Below are 24,905 nucleotides of genomic sequence, written 5' to 3' on the forward strand. Positions count from 1 at the left end.
GAACCCCTCGAGCGGTTCCCAATTTTTTTGCCCTTATGTTAACGAAAATGGATAAAGGTTTTTGTCGAATAAAACCGAATTCGACAGGTTGATGTGTTATAATTATCTTTTGAAAGAATTTGATAGAGAGATTTTTTAGATGGGAGAGAGAACGATGAGCGACCGTGCCATAGGCAATAAAGAGCGATTCCAACTCTTGCTCCAGCAGCTGCAATTAGTTGAGGATGCTGTAGTAGTGTATTTCAACAATGCGCAAATTGAAAGGCTATTAGTTGAAAAGAAAACTAGGAAGTGGCATTTCCAATTTTCATTTGAAAAAATTCTTCCTTTTAATGTATATATCCAATTTGCAACTCGGCTTGAAAGAACCTTTTCGAATATTGCCATGATTTCCTACGAGATCCAGGTGGCAAATCCTGCATTTACACAAGAATTACTTCAACAATACTGGAGTCATTGTATCCAGCAGATCGATGGTATTTCACCGCCTTTAATCAAGCTTTTAAATGAGCAGGTTCCTGAGGTTAACGGAAATAAACTGAAAGTAGCAGTTCATCACGAAGCAGAAGGAATGACATTAAAAAGTAAATATGCTTCTATCATTGGAGATATTCTCCAGTCATTTGGATTTCCTTTGTTATCCTTCGAAACGGAAGTAAAAATGGAAGAGAAGAATGAAGAATACGAGAAGTTTATTCAAGCGAAAGAAAAGGAAGACCAGGAACGGGCACTGCTAGCCATGGTTGAAATGCAAAAGAAAGAGGCGGAAAATGACCAGGCTAATGGTGAAGCTAATGATGGGCCGCTTTCAATCGGTCTTACGATTAAGGATGACAGCGAACTTCGCAGCATAATTGATATTGTGGATGAAGAACGAAGAGTAGTGCTGGAGGGATATATTTTTGATGCTGAGATTCGTGAATTAAGAAGCGGGCGTTCACTGCTTACGTTTAAAATCACTGACTATACAAGCTCAATCATGGTGAAAATGTTCTCCCGCGATAAGGAGGATGCGAATCAATTTCAACGTGTCAAAAAAGGGATGTGGGTGAAAGTACGCGGCAGCATCCAAAATGACACATTTGTGAGAGACCTGGTGATGATTGCCAATGACATTCATGAAATTAAGCCGGTCCAAAGGAAGGATACAGCACCGGAAGGCGAAAAGCGGGTTGAATTGCATCTTCATACACCAATGAGCCAAATGGATGCTGTTACACCTGTAAGTACACTTGTTGCCCAAGCAAAAAAATGGGGCCATAAGGCAATTGCTGTTACTGACCATGCTGGTGCCCAGTCATTCCCGGAAGCATTTAGCGCCGGAAAGAAAAATGATATTAAAATTCTATATGGAGTCGAAGCAAATTTAGTTGATGATGGGGTACCGATCGCCTATAATGCTGCACACCGTCTGCTCGCTGAGGATACGTATGTTGTCTTTGACGTGGAGACAACTGGTCTTTCTGCCGTATATGACACGATTATCGAGCTTGCCGCTGTAAAAGTAAAAGATGGTGATATCATTGATCGTTTTGAATCGTTTGCTAACCCGCATCATCGATTATCGGCGACAACCATAAATTTAACGGGTATTACCGATGACATGGTCCAAAATGCACCAGAAGTGTCAGAGGTTCTTCATAAATTTCATGAATGGACTAAGGATGCTGTCCTTGTTGCCCATAATGCTTCATTTGATATGGGATTCTTAAATGTCGGCTATAAAAAAATAGGGTTGGACAAGGCAAAAAATCCTGTTATCGATACGTTGGAGCTTGGTCGTTTCTTATACCCTGAATTAAAGAATCATCGTCTTAACACGTTAGCTAAAAGATTCGATATTGAACTGACGCAGCACCACCGGGCGATATATGATGCCGAAGCAACCGGCTATTTGTTATTGAAAATGTTAAAAGACGCCAATGAAAAAGGAATTGAGTACCATGACCAATTCAATGAAAATATGGGAAAAGGCAATGCCTATCAGCGGGCTAGACCCTACCATTGTACGCTTTTAGCACAAACGGAGGCGGGATTAAAAAACTTATTTAAGTTAATTTCGATTGCTCACGTTGAATATTTTTACCGGGTGCCAAGGATCCCTCGTTCGATTTTGCAAAAATATCGTGAAGGGATTATTGTTGGTTCCGCCTGTGATAGAGGTGAAGTATTTGAAGGGATGATGCAAAAGCCCCCTGAAGAAGTCGAGGAAGCTGCCCGTTTCTATGATTATCTTGAAGTCATGCCCAAGCAGGTATATGCCCCGTTAATCGAAATGGAATTGGTCCGTGACGAAAAAGCTTTGGAACAAATTATCTCGAATATTGTTACACTCGGTGATAAACTGGGAATTCCTGTTGTGGCTACGGGAAATGTCCATTATTTAAATGAAAATGATAAGATTTATCGTAAAATCTTAATTAGTTCTCAAGGCGGTGCCAATCCGCTGAACCGCCATGAACTCCCGGATGTTCATTTTCGAACCACGAATGAAATGCTCGATGCTTTTTCCTTCCTTGGTGGAGAAAAAGCCAAGGAAGTTGTTATTACCAATACGAATAAAATTGCCGATATGATTGACGTCATTAAGCCGATAAAAGACGATTTATATACACCGAAAATTGAAGGTGCTGAAGATGAAATGCGGCAAATGAGCTATGATATGGCACATAAAATTTACGGTGATTCACTACCCGAGATTGTGGAAGCACGTCTCGAAAAAGAATTGAAAAGTATCATCGGTCATGGGTTCGCCGTTATTTATTTGATTTCTCATAAGCTCGTTAAAAAATCCTTAGATGATGGTTATTTAGTTGGGTCGCGTGGATCGGTTGGTTCATCATTTGTTGCAACGATGACGGAGATTACAGAAGTCAATCCTTTGCCGCCGCATTATATATGCCCTGACTGTAAACACTCTGAGTTCTTCAATGATGGGTCGGTTGGTTCCGGTTTTGATTTGCAGGATAAGGATTGCCCGAATTGCGGTGCTAAATACCGTAAGGACGGCCATGATATCCCGTTTGAAACCTTCCTAGGATTTAAGGGAGACAAGGTTCCAGATATTGACTTAAACTTCTCTGGCGAATATCAGCCACGGGCCCATAACTACACAAAGGTTTTGTTTGGGGAAGACTATGTATATCGTGCAGGAACAATAGGTACTGTCGCGGATAAAACAGCATTCGGTTATGTTAAAGCATATCAGCAGGATCATAATTTGCATATGCGTAATGCTGAGATTGAGCGGCTTGCTTCCGGCTGTACGGGCGTTAAACGGACAACCGGGCAGCATCCAGGCGGTATTATCGTTATTCCGGATTATATGGATGTATATGATTTTACGCCAATCCAATTCCCAGCGGATGACCGGAATTCCGAATGGAAGACAACGCATTTTGATTTCCATTCCATCCATGACAACGTCTTAAAGCTTGATATTCTTGGGCACGATGATCCGACAGTCATCAGAATGCTTCAGGATTTAAGCGGGATAGACCCGAAAACGATCCCGACGGATGATCCTGAAGTGATGAAAATTTTCAGCAGTACAGAATCATTAGGGGTAACAGAAGAACAAATTATGTGTAAGACTGGGACACTTGGTATCCCGGAATTCGGTACAAGATTCGTTAGGCAAATGCTTGAAGATACAAAGCCGACAACATTTTCGGAGCTTGTGCAAATTTCTGGGCTTTCACATGGTACCGATGTTTGGCTTGGAAATGCACAAGAGTTAATCCACAATCGAACCTGTACCTTAAGTGAGGTTATTGGCTGTCGGGATGACATTATGGTTTATCTAATTTATCAGGGGCTGGAACCTTCTTTTGCCTTTAAAATCATGGAGTCGGTCCGTAAAGGTAAAGGCTTATCAGAGGAAATGGAAGCAGAAATGCGCCGAAATGAAGTTCCGGAATGGTATATTGATTCTTGTAAAAAGATTAAATACATGTTCCCGAAAGCCCACGCAGCTGCTTATGTGTTAATGGCAGTGCGGATTGCTTATTTCAAAGTGCATCTGCCGCTATTGTATTACGCTGCTTATTTTACAGTTCGGGCGGAGGACTTTGATCTTGAAACAATGACGCGCGGCTCCGAAGCAATTCGTGCCAAAATAGAGGAAATCAATGCCAAAGGGCTGGATGCTTCTAATAAAGAGAAGAGCTTATTAACCGTTTTGGAACTGGCGCTGGAAATGACGGAAAGAGGTTTCAGCTTCCAAAATTATGACCTATACCAATCGGACGCATCGGAGTTTATTATCGATGGCAATTCGTTAATTCCGCCATTCAATTCCATTCCTGGTCTTGGGACGAATGCTGCCGTCAATATTGTCAAGGCACGAAAAGATGGAGAATTTTTATCAAAAGAAGACTTGCAGCAGCGTGGTAAGGTATCCAAAACCATTCTCGAATATCTAGACCGCCAAGGCTGTCTTGCCTCCCTGCCGGAACAAAACCAGCTTTCTTTATTCTAAAGCCCTAAAAACCTTGAGTTTGCATCTAAATCTTGGTTATGGTATAGTTTTATTGGAAATACTAATGATTACTCTCGTATTCAAAGAGTGGGGCTTCTCCCACTCTTTCGTGTGTTTACAACGGTTTTTTTATTGTCTAGCTCCCTAAAAGAAGGAGCATACGCATTTCTTGTTAGTATGGTAAAATCTCCGCGGGTACATAGCATATGGGTGGAAAAGGAGGTATGACATGAGCAAAGTAACTGAAGTGGTTGAGGAACTAGCTGCACCGATATGTCAAGAGCTCGGTATTGAACTAGTAGAAATTGAATATGTGAAGGAAGGAAAAAGCTGGTTCCTTCGCGTATATATTGATAAAGACAACGGAGTAGATATTGAAGATTGCGGGCTGGTTAGTGAGCGTCTCGGTGAAAAACTTGATGAGATTGATCCAATTCCACATAACTATTTTCTTGAAGTATCCTCTCCCGGAGCGGAACGACCTTTAAAAAAACAAAAGGATTTTGAAAAGGCAATCGGTAAAAATGTCTTTATTAAAACATATGAGCCAATTGATGGAGAAAAAAGTTTTGAGGGTACATTACTTGAATTTGATGGCCAAATCGTAAAACTGGAAATAAAAATTAAAACTCGAAAAAAGACCATCGACATTCCATATGAAAAAGTCGCAGCTGCAAGGCTGGCAGTAACATTTTCATAGTCTTTAAAAGATAAAAATTATATAGGATTAGGGGGATACAACCAAATGAGCAGCGAATTATTGGATGCTCTTACGATACTGGAAAAAGAAAAAGGTATTTCCAGAGATGTTTTAATTGACGCAATCGAGGCGGCGCTTGTTTCTGCTTATCGCCGTAATTTTAATCAAGCTCAAAATGTAAGGATTGATTTAAATTTAGAAACTGGTTCCATGCGTGTTTTTGCCCGCAAAGAGGTAGTAGATGAAGTTTTTGATCCGCGGCTTGAAATTTCATTGGAGGATGCGAGACGCATTAATCCAAATTACCAAGTAGAAGATGTAGTGGAAATGGAAGTTACACCGAAGGATTTCGGCAGAATTGCCGCGCAAACGGCAAAACAGGTTGTTACCCAGCGTGTACGGGAAGCGGAAAGAGGCATTATCTATTCGGAATTTATTGACCGCGAAGAAGACATTATGACAGGGATTGTTCAAAGGCTTGATTCTAAATTTATCTATGTTAGCCTTGGGAAAATAGAGGCGTTGCTGCCGGTAAATGAACAAATGCCTAATGAGCGCTATAAACCACATGACCGAATTAAAGTCTATATCACAAAAGTGGAAAAAACGACAAAGGGTCCGCAAATTTTTGTGTCACGTACACATCCGGGACTTCTAAAACGTTTATTTGAAATTGAAGTACCGGAAATTTATGACGGTACAGTTGAAATTAAATCAGTTGCTCGTGAAGCCGGAGACCGTTCAAAGATTTCGGTCCACTCTGATAATTCCGAGGTTGATCCGGTTGGATCCTGCGTTGGACCAAAAGGGGCACGGGTTCAGGCCGTTGTGAATGAATTAAAGGGTGAAAAGATCGATATTGTTAAATGGTCGGACGATCCAGTTGTGTTTGTTGCTAATGCCCTAAGCCCTTCAAAAGTATTAGATGTAATTGTCAATGAGGACGAAAAAGCAACAACCGTTATTGTACCGGATTATCAGCTTTCTTTAGCCATTGGCAAGCGTGGGCAAAATGCCCGTCTTGCTGCAAAGCTGACCAGCTGGAAAATAGATATTAAGTCGGAATCAGAAGCGCGTGAGCTGGGAATTTATCCGCGCGAAGAAATGATCAAGCTGTTTGATGATGATGTCGAAACCGATTTCGATTTTGACGAAGAGTTAGAGTAAAAGAGGGGTGAATGATCGTGAACACGAAAAGAAAAGTTCCTATGCGCAAATGTGTGGCTACAGGTGAAATGAAGCCGAAAAAAGAACTCGTTCGCATCGTTCGCTCAAAAGAGGGGGATGTATCGATTGATCTTACTGGAAAAAAATCCGGAAGAGGTGCATACCTTTCAAAGGATAAGGAAGCAGTCCTGTTAGCCAAGAAAAAAAATATCTTATCAAATCACTTAGAAGTGACGGTAAAGGATGAGATTTATGAGGAACTGCTTGAGTTAATTGAGAAGGAGAACTTGTCAACCAAATGAAAGAAAATCAATGGTTTTCATTGCTTGGATTGGCTAATCGGGCACGAAAAATCATATCGGGTGAAGAGCTAAGCGTAAAAGAAATCCGAAATGGGAAAGCAAAGCTTATATTATTATCCAGAGATGCTTCTGTTAATACAACAAAAAAGATTACAGATAAATGTAATTCGTATAATGTCCCATTGAAAATGGTGGAAAACCGTCATCTTCTTGGTCAGGCGATTGGAAAAGAAGCCCGCGTTGTTGTAGCTGTGCTGGATGATGGGTTTGCCAAAAAACTGGTATCGTTGCTCGATTAATTCTAGCGGGGGTGAAAAATAATGAGTAAACTACGTGTTTATGAGTATGCAAAAAAACATAATATTTCAAGTAAAGAAATCATTACAAAACTAAAAGAAATGAATATAGAGGTTACAAACCATATGGCAACATTAGAAGATTCGGATATAAAAAAGCTTGATGCAGCCTACAATAAAAAAGACAATAATTCCCCAGAGAAAAAACAGGTAAATCATAACCAGCAAAAACAGGCGAATAGTATGCAAGCAAAAGGTCAAAATAACCGACCAGGTCAGCAAAAACAAACGAAAAAGCCAAATGTGCAGCAGAAGCCGCCAGCTGGTAAGACAGCAACCAAGGCATTTGTTGAGGATGATGATAAGTTAGCGGTTCCTAATAAAGTTAAGGTTGCCTCACCTCCAAAAACTAAAGAGGGTAAGAAGCACGATCAGGAATATCAATCAAAAGAAAATAAAGCCTTCCAATCAGGGAAAGCGAAGCCTAGAACTCATCAAAATCAAAATCAAAATCAAAATCGAAATCAAAACCATAACAAGCGGAAAAATCAGCCGCAAGTGACTCAGGCTGCTCCGCAAAAGAAAAAAGAGAAAGAACTTCCAGCAAAAATTACTTTTACCGAATCTCTAACGGTGGCAGAGCTTGGAAAAAAACTCCATCGTGAGCCTTCAGAAATCATTAAAAAGCTCTTTTTACTTGGTGTAATGGCTACCATCAACCAAGATTTAGATAAAGATGCGATTGAATTGATTGCTGGCGAATATGGGGTAGAGGTAGAGGAAGAAATTAAAGTCGATACAACTGATTTAGAGGTGTATTTCACTGAGGAAGATCCAGGGGCATTGGTGGAAAGACCTGCAGTTGTGACAATTATGGGTCACGTTGACCACGGAAAAACAACATTACTGGATTCTATTAGGAATACAAAAGTAACAGAAGGTGAAGCTGGGGGAATTACTCAGCATATTGGTGCCTATCAAGTTGTTGAAAATGGTAAGAAGATTACCTTCCTTGATACACCTGGACACGCGGCATTCACAACAATGCGGGCACGTGGTGCACAAATCACCGATATCACTGTTCTTGTAGTGGCTGCTGATGATGGGGTTATGCCACAAACAGTCGAGGCTATTAACCATGCTAAAGCTGCGGAAGTTCCAATTATCGTTGCTGTGAATAAGATGGATAAGGAAGCTGCTAACCCTGACCGGGTCATGCAGGAGCTGACTGAACATGGTCTAGTAGCTGAAGCATGGGGCGGTGATACCATCTTTGTTCCGATTTCGGCGAAAAAAGGTGAAGGAATCGACAACCTTTTAGAAATGATTTTGCTTGTTAGCGAAGTGGCAGAACTTAAAGCAAATCCAAATCGCAAAGCTTTGGGTACCGTAATCGAAGCCCAATTAGATAAGGGACGCGGCTCGGTAGCCACATTACTTATTCAAAATGGAACATTAAAAATTGGCGATCCAATTGTAGTCGGCAATACATTCGGGCGTGTACGTGCAATGGTAAATGATAAAGGCCGGCGTGTAAAAGATGCTGGCCCATCTACTCCAGTTGAAATTACTGGCCTTAATGATGTGCCGCAGGCAGGAGATCGGTTCGTTGTTTTTGATGATGAAAAGACTGCTCGTCAGATTGGTGAAGTTCGCGCTCAGCAGGCATTGGTTGCTCAGCGTGGAGAAAAAACCCGCGTCAGCCTTGATAATCTGTTTGAACAGCTGAAGCAAGGTGAAATGAAGGATTTAAATGTTATTTTAAAATCTGATGTTCAAGGTTCTGCAGAGGCATTAGCTGCTTCACTTAGAAAAATTGATGTTGAAGGCGTAAATATCAAAATTATTCATAATGGCACAGGTGCTATTAACGAATCTGATATCACACTTGCAGCTGCTTCAAATGCCATCGTTATTGGATTTAACGTTCGTCCGGACACGAATGCGAAACGTGCTGCGGAAGCTGAGAAAGTAGATGTTCGTCTGCACCGTATCATTTATAAAGTAATTGAGGAAATGGAAGCAGCGATGAAGGGGATGCTTGATCCGGAATTCGAAGAAAAAATTATTGGTCAAGCTGAAGTTCGTCAAACATTTAAGGTTTCGAAGGTCGGAACGATTGCAGGTTCTTATGTAACGGATGGTAAAATTACCCGCGACAGCGGTGTCCGCGTCATTCGTAATGGAGTGGTCATCTTCGAAGGTGAAATCGATGCATTAAAACGTTTCAAAGACGATGCTAAAGAAGTTGCCCAAGGATATGAATGTGGTATTACCGTTAAAAACTTCAACGATATCAAAGAAGAGGATGTCATTGAAGCATATATTATGGAAGAGGTGGAGCGTAAATGATCATCGGCGTTGCCGACTGTGAATGTATCATTTATAACGCTCACTCTTTAAAAGATAAACGTGCGGTTTTGCAGCGTATTTTAACAAGGTTAAGGCAAAAATTTAATGTATCAGCCGCCGAGGTTGGCTATCATGATGTATGGCAAAGAACAAGGATTGCCATCGCAGCGGTATCCGGAGGCAAGGCAGGAGCTGAACATGAATTGCAAAACGCATTGAAATTAATTGACTCATTTCCAGAAATAGAAAGAACAATCACCGAAATTGAATGGCTTTAAGATAAGAGGTGAATGTGATGAGCCATAGACCAAACCGTGTTGGAGAGCAAATGAAGAAAGAACTTACAGATATTATTGGACGCAAAATCAAAGATCCACGGATCGGTTTTGTAACAGTGACCGACGTTCAAGTAACAGGAGATCTTCAACAAGCCAAAGTATTTATTTCTGTTTTAGGTGATGACGAGCAAAAGGAGAATACCTTAAAGGGCCTTGCTAAGGCAAAAGGATTTATTCGGTCCGAAATTGGCCACCGTATTCGGCTGCGCAAAACACCTGAAATTATTTTTGAATTTGATGAATCAATCGATTATGGGAATCGAATTGAGACACTTCTTCACCAGCTTCACACGGACGATAAACCGATGAAGACGAATGAAGAAGAGTAAAGGATAGTACAGGGAAATGGATAGACAATCGTCTATCCATTTTTTTCGGATAGAAGGAGCGAGGAAAAATGGAAGGGATTTTGCCGTTATATAAACCGAAGGGCATCACAAGTCATGATTGTGTCTTTAAGTTAAGAAAAATCTTGAAAACGAAAAAAATTGGACATACGGGAACATTAGATCCAGAGGTCACAGGTGTCCTTCCAATTTGCATTGGAAAAGCTACCAAGGTTGCCGAATACATAACCGATGCCGGGAAGACCTATGAAGCAGAAGTGACACTTGGGTTCTCCACGACCACTGAAGATGCCACAGGGGAAATAGTTGAAAAGAAATTAGTATCCCGTCCGATTTCACGTAAAGAAATCCTCAATGTGCTTGAATCGTTAACGGGTGAAATCATCCAAACGCCACCAATGTTTTCAGCAGTAAAAGTAGGCGGTGTTCGTCTTTATGAATATGCTCGTAAGGGAATAGAAGTTGATCGCCCTTCAAGAAAAGTAACGATTTATTCGATTCAACTGCTTGATGAACAGAAGGAATGGACGGGAGATACCATTACCTTTAGGTTTAAAGTAAGCTGCAGTAAAGGTACATATATTAGAACATTGGCTGTTATGATTGGAGAGAAATTAGGGTACCCCGCCCATATGTCAAACTTGGTAAGGGTTCAATCTGCCTCTTTTACATTAGATGACTGTTTTACGTTGGAAGAAGTGAACCAAATGGCGGAAGAAGGAACAGTTGAAGATGTTTTGAAACCGCTTGAGACAGCACTTTCTCATTTGCCGAAATTAAAAATTAATGATACAGTAGCAGAGAAAGTGAAAAATGGTGCATTATTAAACATACCAGAACATTTAAAAACTTGTAACGGACCTATTATTGCTGAAACAAATGATGGTAGGGCACTTGCTATTTATGCAAAGCATCCCAATAAGCCAGACCTTCTAAAACCTGTTAAGGTATTAAGAAATGAACTAGAATAAAAGGTTACGGTATAGAAAAGGTGAGTTTCAATTGGAAGTAAAGATGCTTGAGTTTCCATTAAAACTGGAGAAACAGGATATACCGCCATTATCCATGGCACTTGGTTATTTTGATGGTGTTCATCTAGGGCATCAGCAAGTCATTCTTGAAGCGAAAAAACTGGCAGTTCAAGCGGGGGTAAGCAGTGCTGTCATGACCTTTGATCCCCATCCCACAGTCGTCTTGGGCAAAGCAAATAAACATGTTCAGTACATTACTCCTTTACCGGAAAAAATTAAAATAATAGAGCAGCAGGGGATCGATTATTTATTCATTGTTCATTTCACGGCGGATTTTGCCAATTTGCTGCCGCAGGAATTTATTGATCAGTATATTATTGGCCTTAATGTAAAGCATGTCGTTGCTGGATTTGATTACACGTATGGAAGAATGGGCAAAGGTAATATGGAAACATTGCCATTTCATTCACGGGAAAAATTCACCTATAAGGTTGTTCCCGAGTTAACAGAGGGGAACGAAAAAGTAAGCTCAACAAGAATTCGGGATCTTCTTAAGGAAGGAAAAGCGGATCAGCTTCCGCATTTGTTAGGAAGATTTTTTACAACAACCGGGATTGTCATTCATGGGGATAAACGCGGCCGTACAATTGGTTTTCCAACGGCCAATATTGATGTCAATGAAGAATATATTATCCCCCCTACCGGTGTATATGCGGTTAGAATGAAGGTAAAGAATACGTGGTATCAAGGTGTTTGCAATGTTGGTTATAAACCGACATTTAATAAAGATGCTGTTAAGATTTCCATCGAGGTTCATTTATTTGATTTCAATCAAGATATTTATGGGGAAGAAGTTGTTGTCGAGTGGCATCTTTATCTCCGAAAGGAACAAAAATTTTCCGGGATTGACCAGCTTGTACAGCAAATTGAAAAAGATAAACAAAATGCCGTTAAATATTTTGAAGAAAATCGACAATCCTTTGATTAAAGAAAGGATATCATGGATATTCTTAAGGATAAAACTTGCATTTTGGCGTAAAACATTGTATTCTTAACTACGTATTAAAAATAACCTTTGCTTGGCAAGTCGAATCACCGACGCTTGCTCGGTAACAGGGGATTTGTAAATTTTAGGAGGTGAACATGGATGGCAATCACACAAGAGCGCAAAAACGAAATCATCAATGAGTATAAAACTCATGAGAATGACACTGGATCTGCAGAGGTTCAAATCGCTGTCCTTACTGAACAAATCAACAAATTGAACGAGCACTTACGCGTTCATAAAAAGGATCACCACTCACGTCGTGGTCTGTTGAAAATGGTTGGTAAGCGTCGTAATCTTTTAACTTACCTTCGTAACAAAGACGTTCAACGTTACCGTGAGTTAATCAATAAGCTTGGTTTACGTCGTTAGTTTTAAGAAGCGGGATTTTTCCCGCTTTTTTATTAGTAAAAAAAAGATATAGGAATATTATATACATATTTTTAAGTCAGAGCTTTTTTGTGCATACTAATAATAATTTGGATCGATAACATAAGCTTTTAATGGCTTTTTTTATATTTTCATTAGTAAGATGATCAAAGCGAAATTTTTATTTCGTATCATCCTTCTAAGTAGTTTAGATGAGAGGGGTAAAAATATGGACCACGAGAAACATGTGTATTCCATTGATTGGGCTGGTCGTAAGCTGACGGTTGAAATCGGCCAGCTTGCTAAGCAGGCCAATGGAGCGGTATTAGTCCGCTATGGTGATACAGCAGTATTAAGTACAGCAACAGCTTCAAAGGAACCTAAAAATTTGGACTTTTTCCCATTAACTGTTAACTATGAAGAGCGTTTATATGCAGTAGGGAAAATTCCAGGCGGATTTATCAAACGGGAAGGCCGTCCTAGTGAAAAGGCTATTTTGGCCAGCCGTTTGATTGACAGGCCAATTCGTCCGCTTTTTGCAGATGGGTTCCGAAATGAAGTTCAAGTAATCAGTATGGTAATGAGTGTAGACCAAGATTGCTCCACAGAAATGGCAGCAATGTTCGGTTCGTCTTTAGCACTTAGTGTATCAGATATTCCGTTTGAAGGGCCGATTGCCGGTGTTGTTGTCGGGAGGGTAGATAATCAGTTTATTATCAATCCGACTGTTGAACAGGCAGAAAATAGTGATATCCATTTATCGGTAGCAGGAACGAAATTTGCCATTAACATGGTTGAAGCCGGAGCTGATGAAGTGCCGGAAGAAACGATGCTTGAAGCCATCATGTTTGGCCATGAAGAAATTAAACGTTTAATCGATTTTCAAGAGAAAATTGTAGCTGAAGTCGGTAAAGAGAAGTTAAAGGTTGCACTTTATGAAATTGATAAAGAGCTTGAAGCGGAAGTACGAGAGCTATGTGAAGCGGACATGATTAAGGCGATTCAAGTTCAGGAAAAACATGCTCGTGAAGACGCCATTAAAGAAGTAAAAAATCAGATTTTAGCAAAGTACGAAGAAAAAGAAGCATCAGAAGACGACCTTAAACAAGTAAAACAAATATTGGACAAGATTGTTAAAGGTGAGGTTCGCCGTCTAATAACTGTGGAAAAAATCCGCCCCGACGGCCGAAAAATCGATGAAATACGTCCTTTATCATCACAGGTAGGTATTCTGCCGCGAACACATGGTTCAGGGCTGTTTACACGTGGACAAACACAAGCGCTTAGTATTTGTACTCTTGGTGCAATGGGGGATGTTCAAATTTTGGACGGCCTCGGAATTGAAGAAGAAAAGCGATGGATGCACCACTATAATTTCCCTTCCTTCAGCGTTGGGGAAACCGGACCAATCCGCGGCCCAGGCCGTCGTGAAATCGGCCATGGTGCACTTGGAGAACGTGCCCTTGAGCCCGTTATTCCATCTGAAAAAGATTTCCCATATACCATCCGTGTTGTTTCAGAAGTTCTTGAATCTAATGGTTCGACATCACAGGCAAGTATTTGCGGAAGTACCTTAGCGTTAATGGATGCTGGTGTTCCAATTAAAGCTCCTGTTGCCGGGATTGCCATGGGACTTGTCAAATCAGGTGAACATTATACTGTATTGACAGATATTCAAGGGATGGAAGATCATCTTGGAGATATGGATTTCAAAGTGGCTGGAACAGAAAAAGGTGTTACGGCTTTACAAATGGATATCAAAATTGATGGGCTGTCACGCGAAATTTTAGAGGAAGCCCTTCAGCAGGCTAAAAAAGGCAGAATGCAGATTTTAGACCATATGCTTTCGACTATTACGGAACCAAGAGAAGAACTTTCTAAATTTGCACCAAAAATTTTAACAATGAACATTAATCCAGATAAAATTCGGGATGTAATTGGTCCAAGCGGAAAACAAATCAATAAGATTATTGAGGAGACCGGTGTTAAGATTGATATCGAGCAGGATGGTACAATCTTTATTGCCTCCGCTGACTCTGAAATGAACCAAATGGCTAAGAAAATTATTGAAGATATTGTCCGCGAGGTTGAGGTTGGACAGCTTTACCTCGGTAAAGTCAAACGCATTGAAAAGTTCGGCGCGTTTGTTGAGATTTTCCAAGGTAAAGATGGTTTAGTCCATATTTCCGAACTTGCAGAAGAACGTGTCGGCAAGGTAGAGGATGTAGTAAAGATTGGCGATGAAATCTTAGTTAAGGTTACAGAAATTGATAAACAAGGCCGTGTCAACCTATCCCGCAAAGCTGTACTTAAAGAGCAACGGGAAAAAGCCGAAGAAAATAAATAGTGATAAAAACGAAAAGCTAGAGGACTAATTTGTCTCTGGCTTTTTTTATTCATATGGATTGTTACAACAGAAGTAACTAGGTTATTGTTAGCCGCAACGCAACGCCAATTGAAAGCAGAGCGCTTGGAGCGTAAGTCAACATATAATACTTAACATGTTCTACCTTGTCCCTTCGATACATAATCTGTAAGGAAGGGGGAAAGGTAGAATGAAAAAGGTACTCATCTTAAGTTTGATTTGTTTTACCGCATGGATGGTCGTTAACACATCAATCGTAAATAACTATATCTCAGGCATGAAGGACAAAGCCCTCCCAGCTGCGAAAGAATCAAACTCTTTACTTGAAAGTATCAAAAAAAATGCACCTACATATGAAAAACCACCTTCTGATGCCAAAATAGATCGCGTATGGAAAGCGATTCCCGGATATAGCGGCGTTAAGGTTGATATTGCTGCATCATTTAAAAATATGAAAAAACAGGGAGTTTTTGACGAAAAGAAATTAGTTTTTTCCGAAATAAAACCAAAAGTTCATTTAAATGATTTACCCGCATCTCCCATTTACAAAGGCCATCCGGATAAACCAATGGTGTCCTTCATCATAAATGTGGCATGGGGTAACGAATATCTTTCCGATATGCTCGCAACCTTAAAAAGACATAATGTTTCAGCGAGTTTTTTCTTGGAAGGAAATTGGGTCAAAAAGAATCCAGAGCTGGCGAAAATGATTGTAAGTGCAGGCCATGAGGTAGGCAACCATTCTTATTCCCATCCGGATATGGCCAAATTAACAGCAGCCCAGGCCAGAGAACAAATAGTTAAAACTAATGAAATCATCGAAGCTGCCACCGAAGTAAAATGTAATTTATTTGGCCCTCCAAGTGGAAGCTATCGGGATGAAACAGTGAAGGTAGCAAATGAATTGAAGATGAAGACCATTATGTGGACAGTTGATACAGTGGATTGGAAAAAGCCAAGCCCGGACGTCCTCATTAACCGTGTGATGGGCAAGATTGATAATGGTTCAATGGTCCTTATGCATCCAACTGAATCAACAGCCGCATCATTAGACCGTTTAATCACTTTAATAAAACAAAGGCATTTAAAAATCGGCACCGTATCCGATTTATTAAATGAAGAAAGGATTCTGAAATAATAAGCAAGATTAGCTAAAAGTTGGAGAAAATAGTGATAAAAGGTATAATTAACTTGGAATAGTAGCATCTGCTGTTTACAGACAGGAGGAAGTTGATGATAAACAAATATACATGCAAAAATGGAGTAAGAATTGTATTAGAACAAATTCCAACCGTTCGATCCGTTGCCATTGGAATTTGGATAGGAACGGGATCTAGAAACGAAATTCCGAAAACGAACGGAATTTCCCATTTTCTTGAACACATGTTTTTTAAAGGGACCACTACAAGGACTGCAAAAGACATTGCCGAATCCTTTGATAGCATTGGCGGGCAGGTAAATGCCTTTACTTCAAAAGAGTACACATGCTATTATGCCAAGGTATTGGATACCCATTCAAAGCTTGCATTAGATGTGCTGGCTGATATGTTTTTTAATTCAACATTTGATGAAACAGAGCTAAAGAAAGAAAAAAATGTGGTTCTTGAAGAAATTAAGATGTATGAAGATACTCCAGATGATATCGTTCACGATCTGCTTAGCAGGGCTGTTTACGGCGATCATCCACTGGGATACCCAATATTAGGAACAGAAGAAACATTAAATACTTTTAATGGTGATTCCCTAAGGGGCTACATTCATGAAAGATATACGCCTGAAAATGTCGTGGTCTCAATTGCAGGTAATGTCCCGGAAACATTTATCCAGGAAGTTGAACAGTATTTTGGTTCATATCAAGGGGGAAATAGGGAAGAAGAAGAGAATGTCCCATCATTTCATTCAAACAAAATCGCCCGTAAAAAAGAAACCGAACAAGCCCATTTATGTATTGGATTCGAGGGATTAAAGGTCGGTCATGAGGACATTTACAGTCTAATCACCCTTAATAATATTTTAGGGGGCAGTATGAGTTCAAGACTGTTCCAGGATGTCCGCGAGCAAAAGGGTCTCGCTTATTCTGTGTTTTCCTATCATTCTGCTTATCAAGACAGCGGGATTGTCACTGTTTACGGTGGAACAGGTGCTAATCAGTTAAATGTTTTGTTTGAAACCATACAAGAAACTTTAAATAAATTAAAGCAAGAAGGTATTACCGAAAAAGAATTAACCAATAGTAAAGAGCAGCTTAAAGGCAGCTTAATGCTTAGTCTTGAAAGTACAAACAGCAGAATGAGCCGCAACGGCAAAAATGAGCTTCTGTTAAAACGCCACCGCTCATTGGATGAGATTATTGAACAAATCGATGTAGTAACCAAGGAAGGTGTAAATGAAATGGCAAGAAGTATATTTACCGATAACTACTCCATTTCATTAATCAGTCCTGAGGGAGAAATACCCGATCATTATTAACCCTAAAAAACAGTTCGTGATTCGAACTGTTTTTTTCTTTAGTCTAATTGGGGACTTCCTTCTATAAACATATAGAAACGGGGTAGAGAAGGAGTGGAGTGTCTCACATGCGGTTAAGTGAATTAAGCGGGAAAGAAATTGTCGATGTAAAAAAGGCAGAACGGCTAGGTGTCCTTGGACAAACTGATTTAGAAATTAATGAAACGACGGGACAAATTCAAGCACTGCTAATTCCGTCGTTAAAATGGTTTGGTTTCCGTAAGCAAGGAGAAGAAATTCGGGTTCCCTGGAATCATATTAAAAAAATTGGCCCTGAAATGATCATTATTGATGTTCCTGAAGAAGAAGAATAGCAAGCTTTAAGCCCAAGCAAATGAACTTTTGCTTGGGCTAATTTTTTTCTTGTGGGTGGAAAACTCACAGAATGAAGCAATCATACATAAGATGGTGAAGTGATAAGAAGAATTGGTACTCCTTTTAAGGACTTGAATGGAAAAGGGCAGAGCGCCGCAAAAGTTTTTCTTTCTAACAGATTGCAGTTATAAAGATAAAACTTTTGATTCTAATTTTTTCACAGCTAATCTCTGCTTACACCGCCTTTTATTGGCAAGGTGTTGTTTTCTCGATAAATTTCCGTAGTAAATGGTGGCTTAGTTCACTATTAAAAGTTTAGGAAAAAAGAAGGTGAATGTTTTCATGCTGACAGGGATACAGATAGCCGTGATTGGCGGCGATGCCAGACAGCTGGAAATTATCCGGAAGTTAACCGAGTTAGATGCACGACTATCATTAATTGGATTCGAACAGCTTGACCATGCCTTCACAGGTGCTGTTAAGGAAAAACTGGATGAGGTTGACTTTACGAATATAGATGCCATTATTTTGCCGGTGGCTGGCACAAATTTAGAAGGACAGGTAGAAACAATATTTTCAAATGAAAAAGTAGTTCTGACAGAAGAAATTCTGGCGAAAACTCCCGAACATTGTACGATTTATTCAGGGATTAGCAACGCATTCTTAAATGAAATTGTCAAGCAATCTGGAAGAAAACTTGTACAGTTATTTTCAAGGGACGATGTAGCCATTTATAACTCCATCCCAACTGTGGAAGGAACAATCATGATGGCGATTCAACACACAGACTTTACCATTCATGGCTCCAAGGTAACAATTCTTGGATTAGGGCGGTGCGGAATGAGTATTGCAAGGGCATTTCATTCCTTGGGTGCAAAGGTAAAGGTTGGAGCAAGAAAAAGCGAACATCTTGCCAGAATTACGGAAATGGGACTTGAACCCTTTTCTCTAAGCAATATCCAAAAGGAGGTAATGGCAACAGATATATTAATTAATACCGTACCACAACAAATCGTCAGCGCAGGAGTTATTGCAAAATTACCGCCGCACACACTCATTATTGATATAGCGTCAAAACCAGGAGGAACTGATTTTCGTTATGCTGAAAAACGCGGGATTAAAGCATTGCTGGCGCCAAGTTTGCCGGGAATCGTAGCGCCAAAAACAGCGGGGCAGATTTTGGCAGATGTGCTTACACAGCTGCTCCAAGAATCTACCACTAATCGAAAGGGGAATGCATAATGAGTTTGAAAGGTAAAAGAATTGGTTTTGGATTAACCGGCTCACATTGTACGTATGATGCAGTATTTCCGGAAATTGAAAAACTCGTGCAAATGGGTGCAGAGGTTGTTCCAATTGTTACTTTTACTGTAAAAAATACAGAAACTCGTTTCGGTAAAGGGGAGGATTGGGTTCAGCGAATTGAAGATTTAACCGGCAATAAGGCAATTAATTCGATTGTGGCGGCCGAACCACTAGGCCCAAAGATGCCTTTAGATTGTATGGTCATAGCACCTCTTACAGGGGTATCAATGAGTAAATTTGCCAATGCGATTAACGATAGTCCTGTATTAATGGCGGCAAAAGCAACACTCCGAAATTTAAAACCGGTCGTTCTTGGAATTTCTACCAATGATGCGCTTGGGCTGAATGGTGTGAATTTAATGAGATTGATGGCAACAAAAAATATCTTTTTTATTCCTTATGGTCAAGATGATCCGGTAAAGAAACCAAATTCTATGGTGGCAAGAATGACCCTGCTGACAGAAACGGTAGAAGCTGCTATTGAAGGAAATCAGCTCCAGCCTGTCATTGTTGAAAAATATAAAGATAGCGAATAATTTCTTCTCCCTTTTCAAAAAAGGTTATTTCTTTAAAGGAATATGTTAAAATAAATTAATCGTTCATCAGTAGGTACAATATTGTATCTACTGATGAAATAAAAATAATGATGATGAATACTGGCATTGACAAATAGATTCTAATATAGAAATAACCAGCCAGTGTAATTGAAAGGGGAACTAGAAATGAGTCAGCAAAATGGATTTCATGTGGCTGTTGTAGGGGCAACAGGTGCGGTTGGACAACAAATGATTCAAACCTTAGTAAATGAGAATTTCCCTATAAAAAAATTAACCTTACTTTCTTCAGCTCGTTCTGCAGGAAAAGTAGTAAATGTTAATGGACAGGAAATTACCGTTCAAGAAGCTAAACCGGAGAGTTTCGAAGGTGTCGATATCGCACTATTCAGCGCCGGGGGCAGCGTATCTAAGGAACTGGCTCCTGAAGCAGTAAAACGCGGTGCGGTCGTTGTAGACAATACGAGTGCATTTCGGATGGATGAAAATACCCCGCTGGTTGTACCAGAAGTAAATGAAACCGATCTTCATGAGCATAACGGGGTCATTGCAAATCCAAACTGTTCTACTATTCAAATGGTTGTGGCTTTAGAACCAATCCGTAAGAAATATGGCTTGAAAAAGGTGATTGTTTCGACTTATCAAGCTGTATCTGGTGCAGGTGCAGCAGCAGTTGAAGAGCTAATGGATCAAACAAAAGCCATAATTAACAAAGAGGAGTTCGAAGCCAATATTTTACCAGTTGGTTCCGATAAAAAACATTATCAAATTGCTTTTAATGCGATTCCGCAAATTGATAAATTTCAAGATAATGGTTTTACATTTGAAGAAATGAAAATGATCAATGAAACGAAGAAAATTATGCATTTACCGGAGCTTCAAGTTGCAGCTACATGTGTCCGTCTGCCGGTAGCAGTAGGCCACTCAGAATCGGTATATTTTGAAGTTGAACAAGAAGGCGTTACGGCAAGTGAGATTAAAGCATTGTTAAAAGATGCTCCTGGTGTTGTATTGCAGGATGATCCAGATAATCAAGTCTATCCAATGCCGGCTGATTGTGTAGGCAAAAATGATGTCTTTGTAGGAAGAATTAGAAAAGATCTTGATGAGGAGCTAGGTTTTCATATGTGGGTTGTATCAGACAACCTGCTGAAGGGTGCAGCCTGGAACTCAGTTCAAATCGCTGAAAGATTAGTTGAATTAGGGATTGTAAAATCTAAGTAACATCAAAAGGCAGGTTTAGGTGTCACCATGAAAATCATTGTTCAAAAGTTTGGCGGAACATCTGTTAAAGATGCGGAAAGCCGCAAACATGCTCAAAAACACATTGAAAAATCATTAGCTGATGGATATAAAGTAGTAGTGGTTGTCTCTGCTATGGGACGTAAAGGAGACCCGTATGCGACAGATACACTTCTATCACTGGTTAGCACAAGTACCGGAATGCTTTCTAAGCGAGAACAGGATTTATTAATGTCTTGCGGAGAAGTAATTTCAAGTGTGGTATTCGCAAATATGCTCTCTGAAAGTGGAATTAAAGCTGCCGCATTAACTGGTGCTCAGGCAGGCTTCCGCACGAATAGCGATCATACAAATGCAAAAATTGTGGAAATGAAATGTGACCGTCTTCTCAGGGAACTAGAGCAAAACGATGTTGTGGTTGTAGCCGGTTTCCAAGGTGCGGCTAAAAATGGAGATACCACAACAATCGGCCGCGGCGGCAGTGATACCTCGGCTGCAGCACTTGGGGCTGCCCTAAATGCGGAGTGGATTGATATTTTTACTGATGTTGAAGGGATTATGACGGCTGACCCGAGAATCGTTGAAAATGCACGTCCGCTTTCTGTTGTAACGTATACAGAAGTATGCAATATGGCATATCAAGGGGCAAAAGTTATTCATCCAAGGGCAGTAGAGATTGCTATGCAGGCAAAGGTGCCGATTCGAATTCGTTCGACTTATTCGGAAGCAAAAGGAACTTTAGTTACCACTTTAAACCGAAATAACCGTGGAAGCGATATTAAGGAACGACTGGTAACAGGAATTGCGCATGTTTCTAATGTTACGCAGATAAAGGTTTTTGCCAAAAAGGATCAATATTACCTGCAGGCAGAAGTCTTTAAGGCGATGGCAAATGAAAAAATCAGTGTCGACTTTATCAATATTTCACCTAACAGCGTCGTCTATACCGTAACTGAAGAAATGACCGACCAAGCAATTCGAGTTCTTACCGAATTAGGTCACGAGCCGATTGTTGAGCGCCACTGTGCTAAAGTTTCAGTGGTGGGAGCCGGTATCGCAGGAGTCCCTGGGGTTACGTTTAAAATTGTTACCGCTCTTTCAAATAAAGGGATTCGTATTTTACAGTCTGCTGACAGCCATACGACAATATGGGTATTAGTGAAGCAGGAAGATTTAGTTCAATCGGTTAATGCTTTGCATGATGCTTTTCATTTACAGGAAGAATCAATTGAATTTGACCGTATGGATATAGAGGCCTCATTAAAAAACATGGACTAGTGAAAAGCTGCTTTGGGATAATCAGCAGATTCGAAGGGAGTAGAAAAAATGGTTCATTTCGGGCGCCTATCTACAGCCATGGTAACCCCTTTTAACCGAAAAGGTCATATTGACTTTACGAAAACAACAAAATTAATAAATTATTTAATTGAGAATGGAACAGAATCACTAGTTATTGCTGGAACAACCGGTGAATCTCCTACTTTATCAAAAGAGGAGAAACTGGCCTTATTTGGTCATGTTGTAAAAGTCGTAAACAAAAGAATTCCGGTGATTGCCGGAACAGGGAGCAATAATACGTATGCCTCGATTGAAATGACCAAAAAGGCGGAGCAGTTAGGCGTTGATGGGATTATGCTGGTTGCCCCGTATTATAACAAACCGAATCAAGAGGGGCTGTATCAGCATTTTAAAACAATTGCTGAGTCAACATCGCTTCCGGTTATGATTTACAATATTCCGGGCCGGACAGCCGTTACAATTCATCCTGAGACGGTTATACGTCTTTCCAAGATCGAAAATATTATTGCGGTGAAAGAAGCCAGCGGTGATTTAAATGCAATAACGCATATTATTGCTAACACTGATGAAGATTTTCTTGTTTATAGCGGCGATGACAGCCTAACCATTCCAGTACTTTCAATTGGGGGTACAGGGGTTGTCTCCGTTGCATCCCATGTAATTGGGAAGGAGCTGCAGGAAATGATTCAAGCCTTTTTTGAAGGTAATCCAAGAAAGGCATCCTCACTTCACCAAAAGCTTCTTCCACTTATGCAAGGCCTTTTTGCCGCGCCAAGCCCTGGACCTGTGAAAACGGCATTGCAGTTAAAAGGACTCGATGTCGGGTCTGTAAGGCTGCCGCTCGTAGGGTTGACAGAGCAAGAACGTACGGTGTTAATCTCTTTGTTAAATGCAATTGAATAAATCGCAAAAAGCCAATGACTCCGACGTCGTTGGCTTTTTTCTTTATGGTTAATCAAGGGGCAGGGCAGGATAACGAAGGAATTGAAAGAGCTTTCGGTAAATGGTTGTAAAGATTTTCGGATTTCAAGTATAATAATCATAACTGATTTCGATCGGACCAATTGGTAATAGTCGTAGTTTGAAGGTGTAGGAGCAGGACAAAAAAACGTTTAAAGAAAATTTGATAACTAGCATAGGAGGGGTTTAGGCAGTGGTAAAGAAAAAAAATAGTTCCATCAAGTTTATTGCACTTGGTGGTATAGGAGAAATCGGTAAAAATATGTACCTTGTAGAGGTGGACAAGGACATATTTGTTATTGATGCCGGCTTGATGTTCCCCGAGGAAGAAATGCTTGGCATTGATATGGTTATTCCTGATATTACATACTTAAAGGATAATAAAGACCGAGTTAAGGCGATTTTCTTAACTCATGGACATGAGGATCATATTGGGGCGCTCTCTTATGTTCTTGAAAATATCAATGTTCCTGTTTATGGCACGAAACTAACACTTGCGCTGGCACAGGCATTATTAAAGGAACAGGAATTTAAAGGGAAAACCAAGTTTATTGAAATCGATTCCAACACGATTATTGATTTAGAATCAGTTGAGGTTAGCTTTTTCAGAACAAATCATAGTATTCCCGATTCCATTGGAATCTGTGTTCACACTTCTGAAGGGATTATCGTTTACACTGGTGACTTTAAATTTGATCAAGCGGCAACAAAGCTTTATAGGCCGGAAATTGGCAAAATGGCCGCAATTGGTGAACAAGGAGTATTATGTTTGCTGTCTGATAGTACAGAGGCTGAGAAACCGGGATATACGACATCAGAGGCTATTGTGGCCCGTGAAATGTCTAATGCCTTTTATAATGCTCCTGGAAGAATCATTGCAGCTTGTTTTGCTTCGGACATCAATCGAATTCAGCATATTTTCGATGCTGCTAAAGAAAATAATCGTAAAGTAGCAGTAGTGGGAAAAAGTCTGGAAAGAATTTATCATATAGCCCTTGATTTGGGTTATTTAGAAGTGGATGATGAATTGATTATTCCAGTGAGTGAAATAAAAGATTACGAAGATCGTGAAATAGCGGTTTTAATGACTGGAAGTCAAGGTGAACCGATTGAAGCGCTACAAAAAATGGCAAAGCAAACCCACAAACTTTTAAATATACAGAAAGGGGATACTGTTCTAATCGCTGCTTCACCGCTTAAGGGAAGTGAATTGTTCTTATCTAAAACAGTAGATATGCTGTTTAGAGCAGGTGCGGATGTAATCGCCGGAAAACGGACAGTACACGTTTCTAGTCATGGAAGCCAAGAGGAATTGAAATTTATGATCAATTTGATGCAGCCAAGCTATTTTATTCCTGTTCATGGAGAATATCGTTCGCTCATGGCACATCGCAAACTTGCATTGGAATCCGGTATTGATGAGGCGCATATTTGTATCCCAGACCGCGGCGATACAGTCGAATGGAAGGATGGAGGTATTGCTATTACCGGTAAAGTTCCTTCAGGTAATATTCTAATAGACGGCATAGGTGTTGGAGACGTCGGAAATATTGTATTACGAGATCGAAAGCTATTGTCACAGGATGGTATATTAATTGTGGTAGTAACGTTAACGAAGCAAGAAAAGAAAATTGCCTCAGGCCCGGAAATTATATCCAGAGGGTTTGTCTATGTACGTGAATCAGAAAAATTGATGGATGACTCCACCAAATTAGTAAAGGATATTGTTGAAAGAACTATTAGTAAAAATTCATTCGAATGGTCGAGTATAAAGCAGGAAATCCGCGATGAATTGAACCGTTACTTATATGAACAAACAAAGAGACGGCCGATGATTCTCCCAATTATTATGGAAGTTTAACGGCAAATATAAATGATAGCATCCAGCAGCTAAAGAGGAATCCCCTTTAGTTACCGGGTGCTTTTATTATTGAAAAAAACGGGCATGAATTTACACCCCGAGTGAATACTAAAATATATCATGCTTGGA

The 24,905-nt window shown here is 40.1% G+C and carries 21 protein-coding genes; all 21 read left to right on the forward strand.

From position 1 onward, the window contains the following. Window positions 1-154 precede the first annotated feature (154 nt). Window positions 155-4,480: a PolC-type DNA polymerase III gene (locus tag A6749_RS21435; protein WP_066396150.1), complete on the forward strand. Its 4,326-nt coding sequence runs from the start codon at window positions 155-157 to the stop codon at window positions 4,478-4,480. Between the two features lie 229 nt (window positions 4,481-4,709). Then, window positions 4,710-5,180, forward strand: coding sequence for a ribosome maturation factor RimP (gene rimP / locus A6749_RS21440; RefSeq protein ID WP_066396151.1), 471 nt, complete (start codon window positions 4,710-4,712; stop codon window positions 5,178-5,180). A 45-nt stretch (window positions 5,181-5,225) separates the two neighbouring features. After that, window positions 5,226-6,347, forward strand: coding sequence for a transcription termination factor NusA (nusA, locus tag A6749_RS21445; protein ID WP_066396152.1), 1,122 nt, complete (start codon window positions 5,226-5,228; stop codon window positions 6,345-6,347). A 17-nt stretch (window positions 6,348-6,364) separates the two neighbouring features. Next, entirely contained in the window at window positions 6,365-6,649 is a 285-nt protein-coding gene (gene rnpM, locus A6749_RS21450) for an RNase P modulator RnpM (RefSeq protein WP_066401081.1), read from the forward strand. After that, the gene (locus A6749_RS21455; protein WP_066396155.1) at window positions 6,646-6,948 is read left to right on the forward strand and encodes a YlxQ family RNA-binding protein; all 303 of its coding nucleotides are present in this window, start codon (window positions 6,646-6,648) and stop codon (window positions 6,946-6,948) included. Before rnpM ends, A6749_RS21455 begins: the two co-directional genes overlap by 4 nt. 21 nt (window positions 6,949-6,969) lie before the next feature. Continuing rightward, window positions 6,970-9,297 carry a translation initiation factor IF-2 gene (gene infB, locus A6749_RS21460; protein ID WP_066396159.1) on the forward strand — a complete coding sequence of 776 codons (2,328 nt, stop codon included), beginning with the start codon at window positions 6,970-6,972 and terminating at the stop codon, window positions 9,295-9,297. Next, on the forward strand, window positions 9,294-9,575 hold the full coding sequence (locus A6749_RS21465) for a DUF503 domain-containing protein (RefSeq protein ID WP_066396160.1): 282 nt from the start codon (window positions 9,294-9,296) through the stop codon (window positions 9,573-9,575). Before infB ends, A6749_RS21465 begins: the two co-directional genes overlap by 4 nt. A 17-nt stretch (window positions 9,576-9,592) precedes the next feature. Beyond that, window positions 9,593-9,964 carry a 30S ribosome-binding factor RbfA gene (gene rbfA / locus A6749_RS21470; RefSeq protein ID WP_066396162.1) on the forward strand — a complete coding sequence of 124 codons (372 nt, stop codon included), beginning with the start codon at window positions 9,593-9,595 and terminating at the stop codon, window positions 9,962-9,964. 68 nt (window positions 9,965-10,032) lie between these two features. Beyond that, window positions 10,033-10,953: a tRNA pseudouridine(55) synthase TruB gene (truB, locus tag A6749_RS21475; protein ID WP_066396165.1), complete on the forward strand. Its 921-nt coding sequence runs from the start codon at window positions 10,033-10,035 to the stop codon at window positions 10,951-10,953. A gap of 31 nt (window positions 10,954-10,984) precedes the next feature. Next, entirely contained in the window at window positions 10,985-11,941 is a 957-nt protein-coding gene (ribF, locus tag A6749_RS21480; RefSeq protein ID WP_066396168.1) for a bifunctional riboflavin kinase/FAD synthetase, read from the forward strand. 159 nt (window positions 11,942-12,100) lie between these two features. Further along, window positions 12,101-12,370, forward strand: a complete 270-nt coding sequence (gene rpsO, locus A6749_RS21485) for a 30S ribosomal protein S15 (RefSeq protein WP_066396170.1) — start codon at window positions 12,101-12,103, stop codon at window positions 12,368-12,370. A gap of 226 nt (window positions 12,371-12,596) precedes the next feature. Further along, window positions 12,597-14,714: a polyribonucleotide nucleotidyltransferase gene (gene pnp, locus A6749_RS21490; protein WP_066396173.1), complete on the forward strand. Its 2,118-nt coding sequence runs from the start codon at window positions 12,597-12,599 to the stop codon at window positions 14,712-14,714. 208 nt (window positions 14,715-14,922) lie between these two features. After that, window positions 14,923-15,870 carry a polysaccharide deacetylase family protein gene (locus tag A6749_RS21495; RefSeq protein WP_066396176.1) on the forward strand — a complete coding sequence of 316 codons (948 nt, stop codon included), beginning with the start codon at window positions 14,923-14,925 and terminating at the stop codon, window positions 15,868-15,870. 95 nt (window positions 15,871-15,965) lie between these two features. Continuing rightward, window positions 15,966-17,201, forward strand: a complete 1,236-nt coding sequence (locus tag A6749_RS21500; RefSeq protein ID WP_066396178.1) for a M16 family metallopeptidase — start codon at window positions 15,966-15,968, stop codon at window positions 17,199-17,201. A 107-nt stretch (window positions 17,202-17,308) separates the two neighbouring features. Beyond that, window positions 17,309-17,554, forward strand: coding sequence for a YlmC/YmxH family sporulation protein (locus A6749_RS21505; protein ID WP_066396182.1), 246 nt, complete (start codon window positions 17,309-17,311; stop codon window positions 17,552-17,554). Window positions 17,555-17,897: 343 nt separating this feature from the next. Beyond that, entirely contained in the window at window positions 17,898-18,797 is a 900-nt protein-coding gene (gene dpaA, locus A6749_RS21510) for a dipicolinic acid synthetase subunit A (protein ID WP_066396189.1), read from the forward strand. After that, window positions 18,797-19,396: a dipicolinate synthase subunit B gene (gene dpaB, locus A6749_RS21515; RefSeq protein ID WP_066396193.1), complete on the forward strand. Its 600-nt coding sequence runs from the start codon at window positions 18,797-18,799 to the stop codon at window positions 19,394-19,396. The genes dpaA and dpaB overlap by 1 nt, the downstream gene beginning before the upstream one ends. A 186-nt stretch (window positions 19,397-19,582) precedes the next feature. Beyond that, window positions 19,583-20,638, forward strand: a complete 1,056-nt coding sequence (asd, locus tag A6749_RS21520; RefSeq protein WP_066396195.1) for an aspartate-semialdehyde dehydrogenase — start codon at window positions 19,583-19,585, stop codon at window positions 20,636-20,638. Window positions 20,639-20,665: 27 nt separating this feature from the next. Further along, complete coding sequence (dapG, locus tag A6749_RS21525) at window positions 20,666-21,934, forward strand: aspartate kinase (RefSeq protein WP_066396198.1); 1,269 nt, start codon at window positions 20,666-20,668, stop codon at window positions 21,932-21,934. Between the two features lie 48 nt (window positions 21,935-21,982). Further along, entirely contained in the window at window positions 21,983-22,858 is an 876-nt protein-coding gene (gene dapA / locus A6749_RS21530; RefSeq protein ID WP_066396203.1) for a 4-hydroxy-tetrahydrodipicolinate synthase, read from the forward strand. Between the two features lie 250 nt (window positions 22,859-23,108). Continuing rightward, window positions 23,109-24,776: a ribonuclease J gene (locus A6749_RS21535; RefSeq protein WP_066396212.1), complete on the forward strand. Its 1,668-nt coding sequence runs from the start codon at window positions 23,109-23,111 to the stop codon at window positions 24,774-24,776. Window positions 24,777-24,905 lie beyond the last annotated feature (129 nt).

Source organism: Neobacillus mesonae (genome assembly GCF_001636315.1).
Lineage (GTDB): Bacteria > Bacillota > Bacilli > Bacillales > Cytobacillaceae > Neobacillus > Neobacillus mesonae.